The sequence below is a fragment of the Bordetella genomosp. 9 genome (assembly GCF_002261425.1).
Classification (GTDB): Bacteria; Pseudomonadota; Gammaproteobacteria; order Burkholderiales; family Burkholderiaceae_B; genus Bordetella_C.
Window position 1 is genome coordinate 1,915,298 of the sequence record NZ_NEVJ01000003.1, and the last position, 13,690, is coordinate 1,928,987.

13 protein-coding genes are annotated in these 13,690 nt (G+C 66.4%); 8 read left to right on the top strand and 5 right to left on the bottom strand.

Annotated features, from left to right (window positions below; all coding sequences use genetic code 11):
* The first annotated feature begins 9 nt into the window (after positions 1-9).
* A complete protein-coding gene (locus CAL26_RS19750) occupies positions 10-1,023 on the top strand; it encodes an Ldh family oxidoreductase (protein ID WP_094848453.1) in 1,014 nt (337 codons plus the stop codon).
* Positions 1,024-1,040: 17 nt separating this feature from the next.
* Here the strand turns inward: CAL26_RS19750 and CAL26_RS19755 are convergent, their stop codons facing one another.
* From CAL26_RS19755 to CAL26_RS19765, 3 genes are read right to left on the bottom strand one after another with little or no spacing between them, the layout of a single operon-like run.
* Positions 1,041-1,814, bottom strand: a complete 774-nt coding sequence (locus CAL26_RS19755; protein ID WP_094849987.1) for a pyrroline-5-carboxylate reductase — start codon at positions 1,812-1,814, stop codon at positions 1,041-1,043.
* Positions 1,815-1,845: 31 nt separating this feature from the next.
* Positions 1,846-2,907, bottom strand: a complete 1,062-nt coding sequence (locus tag CAL26_RS19760; protein ID WP_094848454.1) for a proline racemase family protein — start codon at positions 2,905-2,907, stop codon at positions 1,846-1,848.
* Positions 2,908-2,961: 54 nt separating this feature from the next.
* On the bottom strand, positions 2,962-4,797 hold the full coding sequence (locus CAL26_RS19765; protein WP_094848455.1) for a gamma-glutamyltransferase family protein: 1,836 nt from the start codon (positions 4,795-4,797) through the stop codon (positions 2,962-2,964).
* 107 nt (positions 4,798-4,904) lie between these two features.
* Here CAL26_RS19765 and CAL26_RS19770 point away from each other — a divergent pair, with 107 nt between their 5' ends.
* The 3 genes from CAL26_RS19770 to CAL26_RS19780 all read left to right on the top strand — a co-directional run bounded on the left by CAL26_RS19770 (position 4,905) and on the right by CAL26_RS19780 (position 7,964).
* On the top strand, positions 4,905-5,861 hold the full coding sequence (locus tag CAL26_RS19770) for a LysR family transcriptional regulator (protein ID WP_094848456.1): 957 nt from the start codon (positions 4,905-4,907) through the stop codon (positions 5,859-5,861).
* Positions 5,862-6,024: 163 nt separating this feature from the next.
* Positions 6,025-6,993 carry a Bug family tripartite tricarboxylate transporter substrate binding protein gene (locus CAL26_RS19775; protein ID WP_094848457.1) on the top strand — a complete coding sequence of 323 codons (969 nt, stop codon included), beginning with the start codon at positions 6,025-6,027 and terminating at the stop codon, positions 6,991-6,993.
* Positions 6,994-7,052: 59 nt separating this feature from the next.
* A complete protein-coding gene (locus CAL26_RS19780; RefSeq protein ID WP_094848458.1) occupies positions 7,053-7,964 on the top strand; it encodes a dihydrodipicolinate synthase family protein in 912 nt (303 codons plus the stop codon).
* Here the strand turns inward: CAL26_RS19780 and CAL26_RS19785 are convergent.
* Positions 7,915-8,856, bottom strand: coding sequence for a LysR family transcriptional regulator (locus CAL26_RS19785; protein WP_094848459.1), 942 nt, complete (start codon positions 8,854-8,856; stop codon positions 7,915-7,917). The two genes, CAL26_RS19780 and CAL26_RS19785, sit on opposite strands and share 50 nt — an antisense overlap.
* A gap of 102 nt (positions 8,857-8,958) precedes the next feature.
* Here CAL26_RS19785 and CAL26_RS19790 point away from each other — a divergent pair, with 102 nt between their 5' ends.
* The 4 genes from CAL26_RS19790 (at position 8,959) to CAL26_RS19805 (ending at position 13,340) form a co-directional block, all read left to right on the top strand.
* Positions 8,959-10,386 carry a CoA transferase gene (locus CAL26_RS19790; protein WP_094848460.1) on the top strand — a complete coding sequence of 476 codons (1,428 nt, stop codon included), beginning with the start codon at positions 8,959-8,961 and terminating at the stop codon, positions 10,384-10,386.
* A 63-nt stretch (positions 10,387-10,449) separates the two neighbouring features.
* Positions 10,450-11,451: a Bug family tripartite tricarboxylate transporter substrate binding protein gene (locus CAL26_RS19795; RefSeq protein ID WP_094848461.1), complete on the top strand. Its 1,002-nt coding sequence runs from the start codon at positions 10,450-10,452 to the stop codon at positions 11,449-11,451.
* 38 nt (positions 11,452-11,489) lie between these two features.
* Positions 11,490-12,482, top strand: coding sequence for a Bug family tripartite tricarboxylate transporter substrate binding protein (locus CAL26_RS19800; RefSeq protein WP_094848462.1), 993 nt, complete (start codon positions 11,490-11,492; stop codon positions 12,480-12,482).
* A gap of 54 nt (positions 12,483-12,536) precedes the next feature.
* Positions 12,537-13,340 carry an SDR family NAD(P)-dependent oxidoreductase gene (locus CAL26_RS19805; protein ID WP_094848463.1) on the top strand — a complete coding sequence of 268 codons (804 nt, stop codon included), beginning with the start codon at positions 12,537-12,539 and terminating at the stop codon, positions 13,338-13,340.
* 17 nt (positions 13,341-13,357) lie between these two features.
* Here CAL26_RS19805 and CAL26_RS19810 read toward each other — a convergent pair whose 3' ends face one another.
* Positions 13,358-13,675 (bottom strand): EthD family reductase, encoded by a 318-nt coding sequence (locus CAL26_RS19810; RefSeq protein WP_094848464.1) that lies wholly within the window; start codon positions 13,673-13,675, stop codon positions 13,358-13,360.
* Between the last annotated feature and the right edge of the window lie 15 nt (positions 13,676-13,690).

Consider the following 13,690-nt stretch of genomic DNA (forward strand, 5'->3'; position numbering starts at 1 on the left):
GGCGCCACGATGGATGACTCGGTTCACCTGTCCCTGGAAGATGTCTACACGCTGTCCTTCGATGTCCTGACGAGCCGCGGCTACTCCCGTCCGCACGCGGAGGCGATCGCGGAAACGATCACCGCCGGCCAGCGCGACGCCTGCCACTCGCACGGGCTGTATCGCCTGTTCATGTGCGTGGATACCATGCGGGCGGGCCGCGTGGATCCCGCCGCGGTTCCGGAAATCTCGCACCCGGCGCCCGCCATCGTGCAGGCGGATGCCCGGCACGGCTTTTCGCTGCTGGCCTTCCGGCAGGGCCTGCCGCATCTGGTGGAAAAGGCCCATCGCTGCGGGATCGCCGCCCTGGCGATCAACGACTGCTTCCACTTCTCGGCCCTGTGGCCCGAAGTCGAAGCGATTGCGGCACACGGCCTCGCGGCCATTGCCATGACGCCCAGCCACAGCTGGGTGGCGCCGGCCGGCGGCACCCGACCCGTGTTCGGTACCAACCCATTCGCATTCGCCTGGCCGCGCGCGGGCAAGGACCCATACGTCTTCGACTTCGCGACCAGCATGGTCGCGCGCGGCGAAATCGAACTGCATCGCCGCGCCGGGCGGCCCATTCCGGAAGGGTGGGCGGTGGACAAGGAAGGCCGCCCCACCACGGATCCGGCCCAGGCCCTGGATGGTGCCATGCTGACCTTCGGCTCGTACAAGGGATCGGCGCTGTCGGCGATGATAGAACTGCTGGCCGGCCCACTGATCGGCGACCTGACCAGCCTGCAATCGCGCGCCTTCGACGCCGGCGCGAACGCCACGCCTTTCCATGGCGAGCTGCTCATCGCGCTGGATCCGGCGCTGCTGGGGCGCGGCAGGACGGCGCAGAGCGAAGCCGCGGCGGAGGCGTTGTTCGACGCCATCGTGGGCCAGGGCGCGAGATTGCCCTCGCAGCGCCGCTTCGAAGCCAGGAAGGAAAGTATCGAGCATGGCGTCAGGATCAGCCGGTCGCTGTACGACGACATCCGCAAGCTCGCTGCCTGACGGGAGCCTCAGGCAGCTCAAGCCTTGCGTATACGCTGCAGTATCCGGTCCAGCGCCGGCCCGAACGCGTCGAAGGCCCCCTGCGCGGACAGATCCTGGATCACCTGTTCGTTCAATCCGCCCCGCGTGGAGAACTCCGTGGCCAGCTCGGCGAACGAAGTGTCGGTGTCCTTGGCGACGGCACTCAAGCCGGCGTAGAACGAGGCCAGGTAGGCCCGGGTGGTGGCGGCATCGACGCCGTTTGCCTGCAGCCATACGCCCTGGGTGTGCAACATGGTGAAGAAGCTTCCCATGAGCGCCGTCGCGGCGAACAGCACGTCGAATCCGGCTTCGTCCGCGACTTCCAGGCCCATGCCCACCTGGTCGAACAGGCGCGCGGCCAGCGGATCGGCGGGATGAATGATGGTCGTTCCCAGGCCGCGCGCCACCATGGGCAGCGGCGCCAGGCGGGTAATGCGCGCGACGTCCGGCAGCAGCGTCGCGAGCCGGTCCATCCTGAACGTCGAGATGAAACTGAGTACATGGTGGCGCGGCGCGAAGCGCAGGCCGGCCAGCACGTCCAGCGCGATCTGCGGGCGCACGGCCAGGCAGACGACGTCGCAGGCGTCCAGTACGTCCTGGTTGTCGGCCGCCACGCGCACGAAAGGGTAGCTCGCGGCCAGCCGCGCCGCCGTGTCGGCATTGCGCGGCGATACCACGACCTGGGCGGGCCTGGCGGGGGAAGCCGCGAGCCCCTGTATCACCGCCTCGGTAATGCTGCCGGTACCGATGAAACCGATTCGTTCAAGCATCTTGGAATCCTTGTCCCGCGACATGATCGTTTCACTTCCGCGATTTGATGAGTTTGTCGTCCACCGCTTCCTGCCAGGTATCCGCCAGCGTGAAACCCAGCGGAAAAGGATCGCTCGGATCGACGCCGAACTGGGTGATCCCCGTGATCCAGGCCTGCCCCGCCACGGTCGAACCGATAGCGGGGTAATCGCCCACCGTGGTCGTCGACGTGATGCGGGACTCGAATTCCGTGCCGATGATGGACTCGTGTATGAAGGTTTCGCCCACGGCGATCTGCCCCTTGGCGTGCATCACGGCCAAGCGGGCCGACGTGCCGGTGCCGCAGGGCGACCGGTCGCAGCGTCCCGGCGACACGACGACCGCGTTGCGCGCCCGCAGCACGCCTGCTTCGCGGCGCAGCGGCAGGACGAATTCCGTCTGGGTGATGCCCTTGATATGGGGGTTCAGAGGATGTGGCGAAGGCAGCTGTTCGGCCGCCGCGGCCTTGATGCTCTGGCCCAGTTCGCAGATGTCCCGCGCTTCGTCGGGCGTCAGGCCGAAGCCGAGCGCGGCGGCATCGACGATGACGTACGTCATGCCGCCGAAGCCCACGTCCACCTTCAGGCTACCGGTACCGGGTACTTCGACCATCCGGTCCAGGTGGTTCGCGAAGGCCGGCTGATTGGTGAACTCGACGCTGGTCACCTTGCCATCGGCGCACGTGCAGCGCACCAGGATCAGGCCGGCGGGCGATTCCAGCATGATCTCGGTCATGGGTTCGGTCATGGGCAGTATGCCGGTTTCCAGCAGCACGGTCGCCACGCATATCGTGTTCGACCCCGACATGGCTGGATACTCCATGGATTCGGCGATGATGTATCCCATGCGCGCCTGAGGATCCGTGGCCGGCAGCACGAAATTGACGCTCTGGTTGGGGCCGCCCCTGGGCTCGAACAGGCAGATGCGCCTGAGGTCGTCGCGGTGCTCTTCGAAGTGCACCATCTTGTCGAACATGGTCTGGCCGGGCACGTCGATGACGCCGCCCGTCACCACGTGGCCGATCTCCCCGGCCGCATGGCAGTTCACCATGGTCAAGGTCTTGTTCCAACGCATCCGTACTGCTCCTTCGATATCCGCCTGCCAGCCTGGCCTGCCATCCTTCTACCGTCAACGGCCCACCGCGTAGCCCTGCATACCGCGCGGATTCGCCGCCGCCTTCAGCAACCTGCGCCCGCCGGGAAGCATTTCCTGGGTGCAGGCGGTGATCCGGCCTTCCGACCAGGACGGCCCGACGGTGACGTCATGCCCAGCCTGGCGCAGCGCGTCGATCGTTTCGGGCGGGAACCGGTCCTCCAGTATCAGCCTGTTCAACTTGACCGGCCGCGGCCAGAACGACGTCACGAAATGCTCGATGTGCCAGGCGGGGCAGTCGATCGCTTCCTGCAGGTTCATGCCTTGCATGTGGCGGATCAGGAACGCCACCGTCCACTGGTCCTGCTGGTCGCCGCCCGGCGTGCCGAAGCACATATAGGGCCGGCCGCCGCGCAGGGCCAGGCCCGGCGACAGCGTGGTGGTCGGCCGCTTGCGCGGCTGCAGCGACGCCGGCAGCCCATCGTCCAGCCAGGCCATCTGCATGCGCGTCGTGATGGAGAAACCCAGTTCGGGGATGGTCGGACTGGCCGCCAGCCAGCCGCCCGAGGGCGTGGCCGACACCATGTTTCCGTGCCGGTCGATCACGTCCAGATGGCAGGTATCGCCGACGAAGATTTCCTCGTCGGCCCATTTTTCCAGCGGGGGCAGCTGCGCGAACGTCGGTTCGCCCACGCCGTAGCGCACGTCCGCGTCGCGCAGGGTGCGCTCCGCGATGCCCAGGTCCGGCAATCTCGGCGACACGCCGCCCGGCGAGCCGGGCCGGATCTCCCGGCTGGCGGTGGCGGCGATGAGCCCGGCGCGATCGCGAGCGTACGCCGTGCCCAGCAGGTTGCCGATCGGCACCGAGACGAAGTCGGGATCGCCGTACCAGGCCAGCCGGTCCGCGAAGGCCAGCTTCGCCGCCTCGGCGACGGTGTGGACGAACGCTGCGGACAGCGGGTCCTGGCGCTCCACCTTCAGCTCGCGCAGCATGGCGAGCTGCTGCAGGTGCACCGCGCCCTGCGACCAGGTGCCGCACTTGGCCACCGTGTAATCGCCGTAGTCCACCGTCAAAGGGTCTTCGTAGCTGGCGCGCCAGTCCGCCAGGTCGGCCTTGCGCAGCAGGCCCGGATTGCGCTGGCCCGTGGTGTCCCAGATCCGCTCCTGGCGGTAGAACCGGTCGATCGCGTCCGCGACGAAACCGCGATACCAGGCATCGAGCGCGGCGTCTATGCGCCCCGCCCTGTCGCTGCTGCGCGCCTCGGCCAGGTCGATGATCCGGGTATAGGTCGCGGCGATGGCCGTGGAGCGCATCAGGCGATCAGGCCTCGGCACTTTGCCGCCCGGCAGCCAGGCCTGCGCCGACGTGGTCCACTCGTCGCGGAACAGCGGCGACACAGCCAGTATGGACGCCGCCACGCGGGGAACGATGGGAAAGCCATCGCGGGCATATTCGACGGCGGGCGCCAGGACGTCCGCCAGCTCCCAGGTGCCGTAGTCGCGCAGCAACGTCAACCACGCGCCGAACGCGCCCGGCACCGCCGCCGGCAGCAGGCCGATGCCCGGTATCTGGCTGAGCCCCTGACGGCGGAAATAGTCGGTGGTCGCAAGCTCGGGCGCGCCGCCCTGGCCGCACAGGCTGCGCATGCGCTTTTCGTTTTCGCTCCAGAAAAGCACGGGAACCTCGCCGCCCGGACCGTTCAGGTGCGGCTCGACGATCTGCAGCACGAAGCCGCCGGCGACCGCCGCGTCGAACGCGTTGCCGCCACGCTCCAGCACGCTCATGGCGGTCTGCGAAGCAAGCCAATGGGTACTGGATACCACGCCGTTGGTACCTCTGATCTCCGGCCGCGTGGTGAAGGCATCCGACATTCCGAGACTCTTGTCTATCGATGGGACATCTACGATAGCGGGCTGGTTTCCCCGCATCATCGGATCTTCTCATTGTGGGATAAGCTAGCGCTTATAGGAGCGTAGCCATGGACCCCAGCGCACTGAATTTCGTGCGGCGCCTGAAAATCCGCCATTTTTCCGTGCTGATCGCGATCGCGGAGCATGGTTCCGTCACGCGCGCCGCCGATGCCCTGGGCATTTCGCAATCGGCGCTGACGCAGACGCTGGCCGAGGTCGAGAACATCTTCGGCAGCCCGCTGTTTTCGCGTACCTCGCGCGGCGTCGTGCCGACCGAACTGGGCAACATGGCGCTGGCGCGTTCGCGTCGTTTCCTGCAGGACGTGGAATTCTGGGAACGCGAAGTACAGGCCATGAGCTCCGGCTATCGCACCCATCTCAACCTGGGCGTGGTCCCCCATCTTTCCAGCGCGCTGCTCGCCCGCACCGTGCGCACGCTGGTCCAGCAGGTCAACCTGAGCCTGACCCTGCATCGCGGCAATACCCGCCAGTTGCTCAAGCTGCTGCGCGAGCGCAAGGTCGACTGCGTGGTCGGCAGGCTCCCGCCGGACGACGACCTGGTCGGGTTGAGCCATCGCCTGCTGTACGAGCAGCGGCCGGCGCTGGTGGCCCATCCGGCGCTGGCCGCGCGCCTGGGCAAGCGGGACGTGCAGCTCAAGGACCTGTCGAGCGCACGCTGGCTGCTGCCCTTGCCCGATACGCCCACACGCCAGCGCCTGAACGACGAGTTCCGCAAGCACAAGCTGGTGCCCCCCGCCCCGATCATCGAGACCGAATCGTCCGAAGTCATCGAGGAGATGATCGCCAGCGACGACGGCATGGTCTCCATCGTGCCGGAAGACGTGGCCAACGATTTCCGTGGCCGGGGCCGCGTCGCCACGCTGGACCTGCGGCTGCAGTGGATGCTGCCCGCCATCCACATCATCTCCGAAGCGCGCGACCAACCCCTGCCCGCCGAAGAGCACCTGGCCGCCAGCCTCGTCCGGCTGCGCAACGAAATGAACGCCGCCGCGGCGCAGCCATAAGCTGCGCCTAATCGCGCGATCAAAAAAACCGGTTTCCCGCCGGTGTCACATTCCTAACATGAACGACATGCGATCGGCTTTGTACGACGCATGACTCGACGCGGCGCGGATGCGGCCCCCGCCGGCCAGTGTCGCGCGAGTGGAAACACACAAGGGGAATACCATGAAGACAGCCGGATTGAAGCGGCTGGTCGGCCTATGGCTGACCGTACTGACACCTGCCCTGGCGCACGCCGCCTGGCCCGAGAAACCCGTCACCCTCATCGTGCCGGCGGCCCCAGGCGGATCGACCGATATCCTGGCCCGCGAACTGGCGGCCGACCTGTCGCAGGCCTACGGGCAGTCCTTCTTGGTGGAAAACCGTTCCGGCGCGGGCGGCAACATCGGCACCGGCATCGTGGCGAAGGCCAAGCCGGACGGCTATACGCTGCTGATCGGCGCCATGACCAACCACGTCGTCAATCCGACGCTGATTCCGTCGACGCCATTCAAGGGCGTCGACGACTTCACACCCATCGCCTACCTGGCCAATGTGCTGACCACCGTGGTGGTCAACCCCAGCTTGCCGGTACACAACATCAAGGAGCTGGTCGACTACGCCAAGGAGCACCCAGGCAAAATCGACTACGCCACCGGCGGCACCGGGAGCACCAACCATCTCGGCGTGTTGCTGCTCGAACGGCTTGCGGGCATCAAGATGGCGCACGTGCCTTACCGCAGCGGGGCGCCCGCGATCCTGTCGACCGTCAGCGGCGAAACCAAGTTGAACATCAGCGCGGGCACGCAGACTTTGCCGCACGTTCGGGCGGGCAAGCTTCGTCTGCTCGCGGTGACCGAGGGCCAGCGTTCGGAACTGCTGCCCGATACGCCGACGGTAGGCGAGACCGTCCCCGGCTATGAGATGACCATCTGGTACGGCGCCTTCGGCCCCAAGGGCACGCCGCCCGACATCGTGGCCAGCCTGAATGCCGCCATGAACAAGACCTTCATGAAGCCGGATATCAAGAAACGCATGCTGGACATGGGCGTGGTACCGGTCGAGATGACCCCGGACCAGTTCGCCCAGGTACTGCGACGTGACGATGCGAAGTATTCCAAGCTGATCAAGGAGCTTGGCATCACCGTCGAGTGAACCAGCCCGGCGCGGACCCAGGTTCGCGCCTCCCCCCATATCGTTAAAGGAGCATGTCAATGTCGATACGTTGGAAAGGGGTCTTCCCCGCCGTTACCACCAAGCTCAAGCCGGACTACACGCTGGATGTCCCCGCCATAGGCGCGGGCCTGGAACGCCTCATCGAAAATGGTGTCAGCGGCGTCGTGATGATGGGCATGGTGGGCGAGAATGCCCAGCTTACACCGGACGAGAAGATCACCGTCCTGAAGACCGCCAAGGAAGTGATCAAGGGCCGCATCCCCATCATCTCCGGCCTGGCGGAAACCAGTACGGAACGTGCGGTCGCCTACGCGCGCGAAGCGGAACGGATAGGCGTCGACGGGCTGATGGTGTTCCCCGCGCTGACCTACAAATCCGACGCGCGCGAAACGATCGCCTTCTACAAGACCGTTGCCCAGGCGTCCGGGCTGTCGATCCTGCTGTACAACAACCCGCGAGGCTACGGCGTCGACCTGGTGCCTGACGTCATCGCCGAGCTGCTGGCCGAACCCACCATCGAGGCCATCAAGGAAGAGTCGTACGACACCACGCGCGTCACCGATCTGGTCTCGCGCTTTGGCGATCGGCTCGCCGTGGTTTGCGGCGTCGACGACCTGATCGTCGAAAGCGTGGCGCTCGGCGCCCAGGCCTGGGTGTCCGGCATGGCCAATGCGCTCCCCCGGCAATCGGTGGAACTGCTCAATCTCGCGCTGGAAAACGACTACGCCCGCGCGCGCAAGCTGTACGGCGCGCTGATCCCGCTTTTCCATCTCGATACGGTGGTCAAGCTGGTCCAGCATATCAAGCTGGCGGAAAGCATCGTCTCAGGCTCGGCGGAAACGGTAAAGCCGCCGCGGCTGAACCTGGAAGGCGCGGAGCGGGAGAAGACCATCGCCATCGTCAGGAAGACGCTCGCCGACCTGAAGGCGCTGGGCTACCAGGACCACTGACCGCCAGGACGCGCGCCACCTCCAGCAAGGAATGCAACGCCGGGTTCGAGTCGTTCTCGCGCCATGCGAGCGATACCTCCTGGTCCAGATAAGGCGTCTGGTCGGAGATCGGCACGTAGCAGACCTTGGGGTGGATCAGCGACGTCAGATTGCCCGATACCAGCGCGACCGACAGCCCCGCCGCGATCAGGCAGATGACGCTGGCGACCTGCGAACACTCCTGTTCAATGCTCGGATAGAAACCCGCCGCGCCGCAGACCGCGATCAGCTGCGCGTGCGCGGCGGGCACTTTTTCGCGCGAAAACGAGACGAAGGACTCGCCCGCCAACTGCTTCAGGGCGATGCGCTTGCGGCCGGCCAGCGGATGGCTGGCCGATAGCGCGACGACCAGCCGGTCGCGCTGGTAGGCCCGCGTCCGTATCTGCGGCGCGGCGACCGGCAGCGGCGTGCGCAGCATGCCGACGTCCAGGGCCCGTCCCTGGATCTGCTCCAGCTGGTCCTTGGTCGTCATCTCCACGACGCGCAACAGCACCTGCGGAAACTCCTGCCGGAACCGGTTGATCAGTTCCGGCATGAAGCCGTAGCCCACGCTGCCGATGAAGCCTATGCTCAATTGCCCGGTTTCCCCGCTGCTGGCGCCGCGGGTGCGCTGTATCGCCACCTCTTCGTAGCGCAGCCATTGATAGGCTTCTTCCAGGAACACGGTGCCGGCGGGCGTCAGCGCCACCGAGCGCTTGTTGCGGACGAACAGCGGCGTGCCGAGGTGGCCCTCCAGCTTCTGTATCGCCTGGCTCAAGGGCGACTGCGCGATACCGGCGCGCAGCGCGGCGCGCCCGTAGTGCAGTTCCTCCGCGACCGCGATGAACTGCCGGAGCACCCGGCTGTTGATCATTAAGATATATCCTATCTTACAGGGCTATAAATTATATGTTGGACATGGAATTTACCCCTTTATAGACTGCCCTTCCCTATCAGAAGAAGATGGAGCGCCGTCATGCCCGTGTCCCCTGACCTGTCCCAACGCGCCTGCCGGGCCATCGCGGATCTGCTGGGCGGGGAGCGGCCCTGGGACGAACCGCCCGCCGCCAGGCTGCGTTTCCATGGCGATGCGCCGGCCTTCGATACGCCGCACGCGCTCACCCTGTCGGCCGGCGCGGCGATCGGCGCCTATGCACTGACGGTGGAAAAGTGGTGGCACCTGGCCACCGGGCAGCGCCAGACGGTCGCCATCGACTGGATGCAGGCCGCGGCGTCCCTGAACCCGGGCCACTTCCAGACCCAGAACGGCTACAGCCTGCCCGCGCTATCGCTGCTGACCGAGCTCAAGGCGGACTTCTACCGCACCGCCGACCAGCGCTGGTTCTTTCCCATCGGGTCCTATCCCCACCTGCGCGACGGCGTGCTGGAACTGCTGGACTGCGCCAACACCCCCGCCGCGCTGGGCCGCGCGATCGGCCGCTGGAAAGCCGACGACCTTGAAACGGCCTTTGAAGAAAAGCGCCTGCCCGGGGTCTACGCGCGCGGCACCGACGAATGGCTGCGGCATGCGCAAGGCGCGCTGCTGGCACGGCAACCGGTCATCGAGATCACCCGGATCGCCGACAGCGAACCCGAACCCGCCAGGCCCGGCGCCCGACCCTTGTCGGGACTTCGGGTCCTGGACCTGGGCCACGTCATCGCCGGTCCGGTCGTCGCGCGATCGTTGGCCGAACAGGGGGCCGAGGTCCTGCGCATCACGCCGCCGATGAACCAGGACCCTTTCCGGCAGACGATAGATACGAATATCGGCAAGCGCTCGGCCTTTCTCGACCTGACGCAGGCGGCCGACCTGCGGCGCGCGCGCGAACTGATCGGCGGCGCCGACGTGGTCGTGCAATCGTGGCGCCCCGGCACCCTGGCGCGGCGCGGCGTCGGCGCCGAGGACGCCGCCGCCATCCGCCCCGGCGTGATCTACGTCAGCGTCAGCGCCTTCGGCGATAGCGGCCCCTGGGCCGAACGCGGAGGCTTCGAACAGCTGGGCCAGACCGTCACCGGCATCGCGATCAGCGAAGGCGTGGCGGGCGGCAAGCCGCGCGTGGTGCCGACGTATCTGCTGAACGACTACCTGACGGGTTATCTGGGCGCGGCCGGCGTCATGCTGGCATTGATGCGCCGCGCCGTGGAAGGCGGCAGCTACCATGTGAAGGTATCGTTGACGCGGACCTCGATGTGGGTGCAAAGCCTGGGCCTGGAAGCCGGCCACACTGCTCGCGAAGACCGGCGGCATTTTGCCGAAGGCCTGCTGCCGCTGCTGGACACGCGTCCGTCGGCGTATGGTGTGCTGCAGCAGTTGCCGCCCGTCGCGCAGTTTTCTCGCACGCGCGCGCATTGGACCTTGCCGCCCGCCCCCAACGGCGCCCATCCCGCGGCGTGGCAGGAGTAGCCGGACCGCACGACCTGACGAGGGCCTCAGCCCCGCATAAATTCAATAACAAGGAGACAGAGCATGAAAAGAATGACGCCACGCGCGAACTTCAGGCTGGCCGCCGGGCTGGCATCGATCGCGCTAATCGCCGCGGCGCAGCCCGCCCGCGCCGACGCCCCCTACCCCAACAAGCCCATCACGCTGCTGATCGGCTTCGCCCCCGGCGGCCCGACCGACGCCATCGGCCGTGTGCTGTTCAAGCGCGTGTCCGAAATCCTGGACACGCCGATCATCATCGAGAACCGGCCCGGCGCGGGCGGCAACATCGGCACGCAGGAACTGACGCGCGCCAAGCCCGATGGCTACACCTTGCTGTATGGCACTTCTTCGCTGACGACGGCGCCCGCGCTGTTCAACCGCGCCGACCTCGATCCCACCAAGGCCTTCGACGTGGCGGGATGCTCGGTGTCCGTGCCGCTCATCCTGCTGGTCGCCAAGAGCGATCCAGCCGCCAACGCGGAGGATTTCTACAAGGCGGTCAAGGGCAATCCGGCGAAGTACTTCCAGGGCTCGTCGGGAAATGGCTCGATCGATCACCTGGTGTCCATGGACATCGCCGGCAGGCTGGGCCTGAAGTTCCAGCACGTGCCGTACAAGGGCAATGGCCCGGCGTTGGCCGACCTTGCCGGCGGCAACGTCAATTTCATGTACTCCGGCTCGTTCAACAGCGCCCTGCCCATCATCAAGGCCGGCAAGGTCAAGGCCCTGGCCGTGACCTCGGGCCACCGCTCGCAGGCCTTGCCGGATATTCCGTCGCTCAGCGAAAGCGTGCCCGGGCTGCGCAGCTTCGACGCCGGCACTTGGCAGGTGCTGGCAGCCCCCAAGGGCACGTCGCCCGCCGTGCTGGCAAAGCTGAACGAGGCCATGCAGGCCGCGATGAAGGACGCCAAGGTCAAGGAGAGCCTGGACTTCCAGGGCGCCGAGCCGATGAACATGGACCAGAAGCAGTGCAACGCCTACATCGGCAAGGAATACGAGCGCTGGTCAGGCACCATCAAGCGGCTGGGCCTGAAGTCCGAATAATCCAGAACAATCCAGAAAAACAGACACCGGAGACAACCATGCAAAAGCCACTCAAGCGTAGGCTGGTGGCCAGCCTCGGCCTGGCAACCGCTCTTTCCGTCGTTGCCGTCCTTCCCGTCGCCGCACAGGCGGCGGATAGCTTTCCGGACAAGCCCATACACCTCATCGTTCCTTTCCCCCCGGGCGGTGGAACCGACACCCTGGCGCGGGTGCTGGCCGAACGCATCGGCGCGGAACTGAAGACCAACGTCATCGTGGAAAACCGGCCGGGCGCCGGCACGGTCGTCGGCAGCGACTACGTCGCGCGCAGCGATCCCAACGGCTACACCATCCTGCTCAATACATCCGCCCACGCCATCAACGACACGCTGGTGCCCAAGCTCCCTTACGATACCGAGAAGGCCTTCGCACCCATCGCCATCGTCGGACAGGCGCCGAACGTCGTGGTGGTCCGGCCGGACAGCCCGTTCAAGACCATGGGCGACATCGCCGCCTACGCCAAGGCGCATCCGGGCAAGCTGACCTTCGGATCGTCGGGCAATGGCACCGCGGTGCACCTGGCGGCGGCACTGTTCGAAGAAATGGCGCATGTCACGTTGACACACGTTCCCTACAAAGGCGCCAGCCCGGCGATGACCGATCTGGTCGGCGGCCAAATCGATATGTTCTTCGGCACCGCCGGCGCCGTCACCCCGCTGGTGAAAGCCGGCAAGCTGCGGGCGATCGCCATCACCAGCACGGAACGGTCGCCCTACTGGCCCGGTATTCCCACGATCGCGGAAACCTATCCTGGCTATACCGCCGACGTCTGGTACGCACTGTTCGCGGCTGCGAAGACCCCGCCCGCCGTGATAAACAAACTGAATCACGCCGCCATCGAAGCCACGCAGTCCGACATGTTCAAGCAGCGCATGGGCAGCGAAGGCGTCACCAACAAGCCGAATACGCCCGACGATCTCGCCCGCTATGTGCACAAGGAGATCGCGCGCTGGCGCAAGGTCATCAAGGATGGCAATGTGTCCATGGGCTGAACCCCGCCCACGTCGCCGGGAGGCTCACATCATCCGCATCGGAAAGGAAATGCCATGAATGAATCGGGAAGGCTCGCCGGCAAGGTCGGCATCATCGTCGGCGGCGGCCAGCAGCCTGGCGGGACGATAGGCAATGGACGCGCGGTGGCCGAACGCTTCGCGGCCGAGGGCGCCACGCTGCTGATCGTCGACATCAATCCGGAATGGGCGGACGATACGCTGCAGGCCGTCACCCGGTTGGGCGCGCGGGCGTCGACCCTGCAAGCCGACATCACCAGGGAAGAAGACTGCCGCGCGATCGCCCAGGCCTGCGTCGAACGCTACCAGCGTATCGACATCCTGCATAACAATGTGGGACGCTCCACGGGCGACCGCCGCACCACGGAGCTGGACGTCGCCGCCTGGGACGCCATCATGGATATGAACCTGAAGGGCATGTTCATGACCTGCAAACATGTCCTGCCCACGATGATCGCCCAGCGGTCGGGCTGCATCATCAACGTGTCGTCCACGGCGTCGCTCGCCGCGCGGCCCACGGTGACCTACAAGACCAGCAAGGGCGCGGTCAACGCGCTGACCCAGCACCTGGCGATGGAAAACGCGCCGCACGGCATACGCGCGAACGCCCTGCTCCCCGGCCTGATCGATACGCCCATGGCGATCGAGCGGCGCGCGCGCGAACGCGGCGTGCCGCGCGAGCAGGTGCGGGCGGAGCGGGATGCGCTGGTGCCCCTGGGCCGCATGGGCACCGCCCAGGATGTCGCCAACGCCGCGCTGTTCCTGGCCTCCGACGAGGCGCAGTACATCACCGGGGTGCTGCTGCCGGTCGACGGCGGACTGCTGGTCAAGCGCGGCTGACGCCATTAACCCGCCGGCTACAGCTGTGCCGCGCGCGACCGCGCTGGCGTGGCGTCGGTGAAGCGGGACACGTCCGCCATGACCTCGGGCACTTCGGCCGAGGAGAACGCCGCCTCCACTGCCGCTTCGTCCGCGAAGATGCATTCACAGATCGCGATCGTCCCGCGACGATCCTGCGCCGGGAAGAATGCAGCCACGTCGCGCAGGCCGTACCGGCCCCAGCACTTCATTACCAAGGGCAGGTGGCCATTGACGTAGTAGTCCCGATCGAATCGGGTCTCCGGTGTGCCTTGATAGGTGACATACACCACGACGGTTTTACTGTTGTCAGTCATACATGCTCCAAAGCA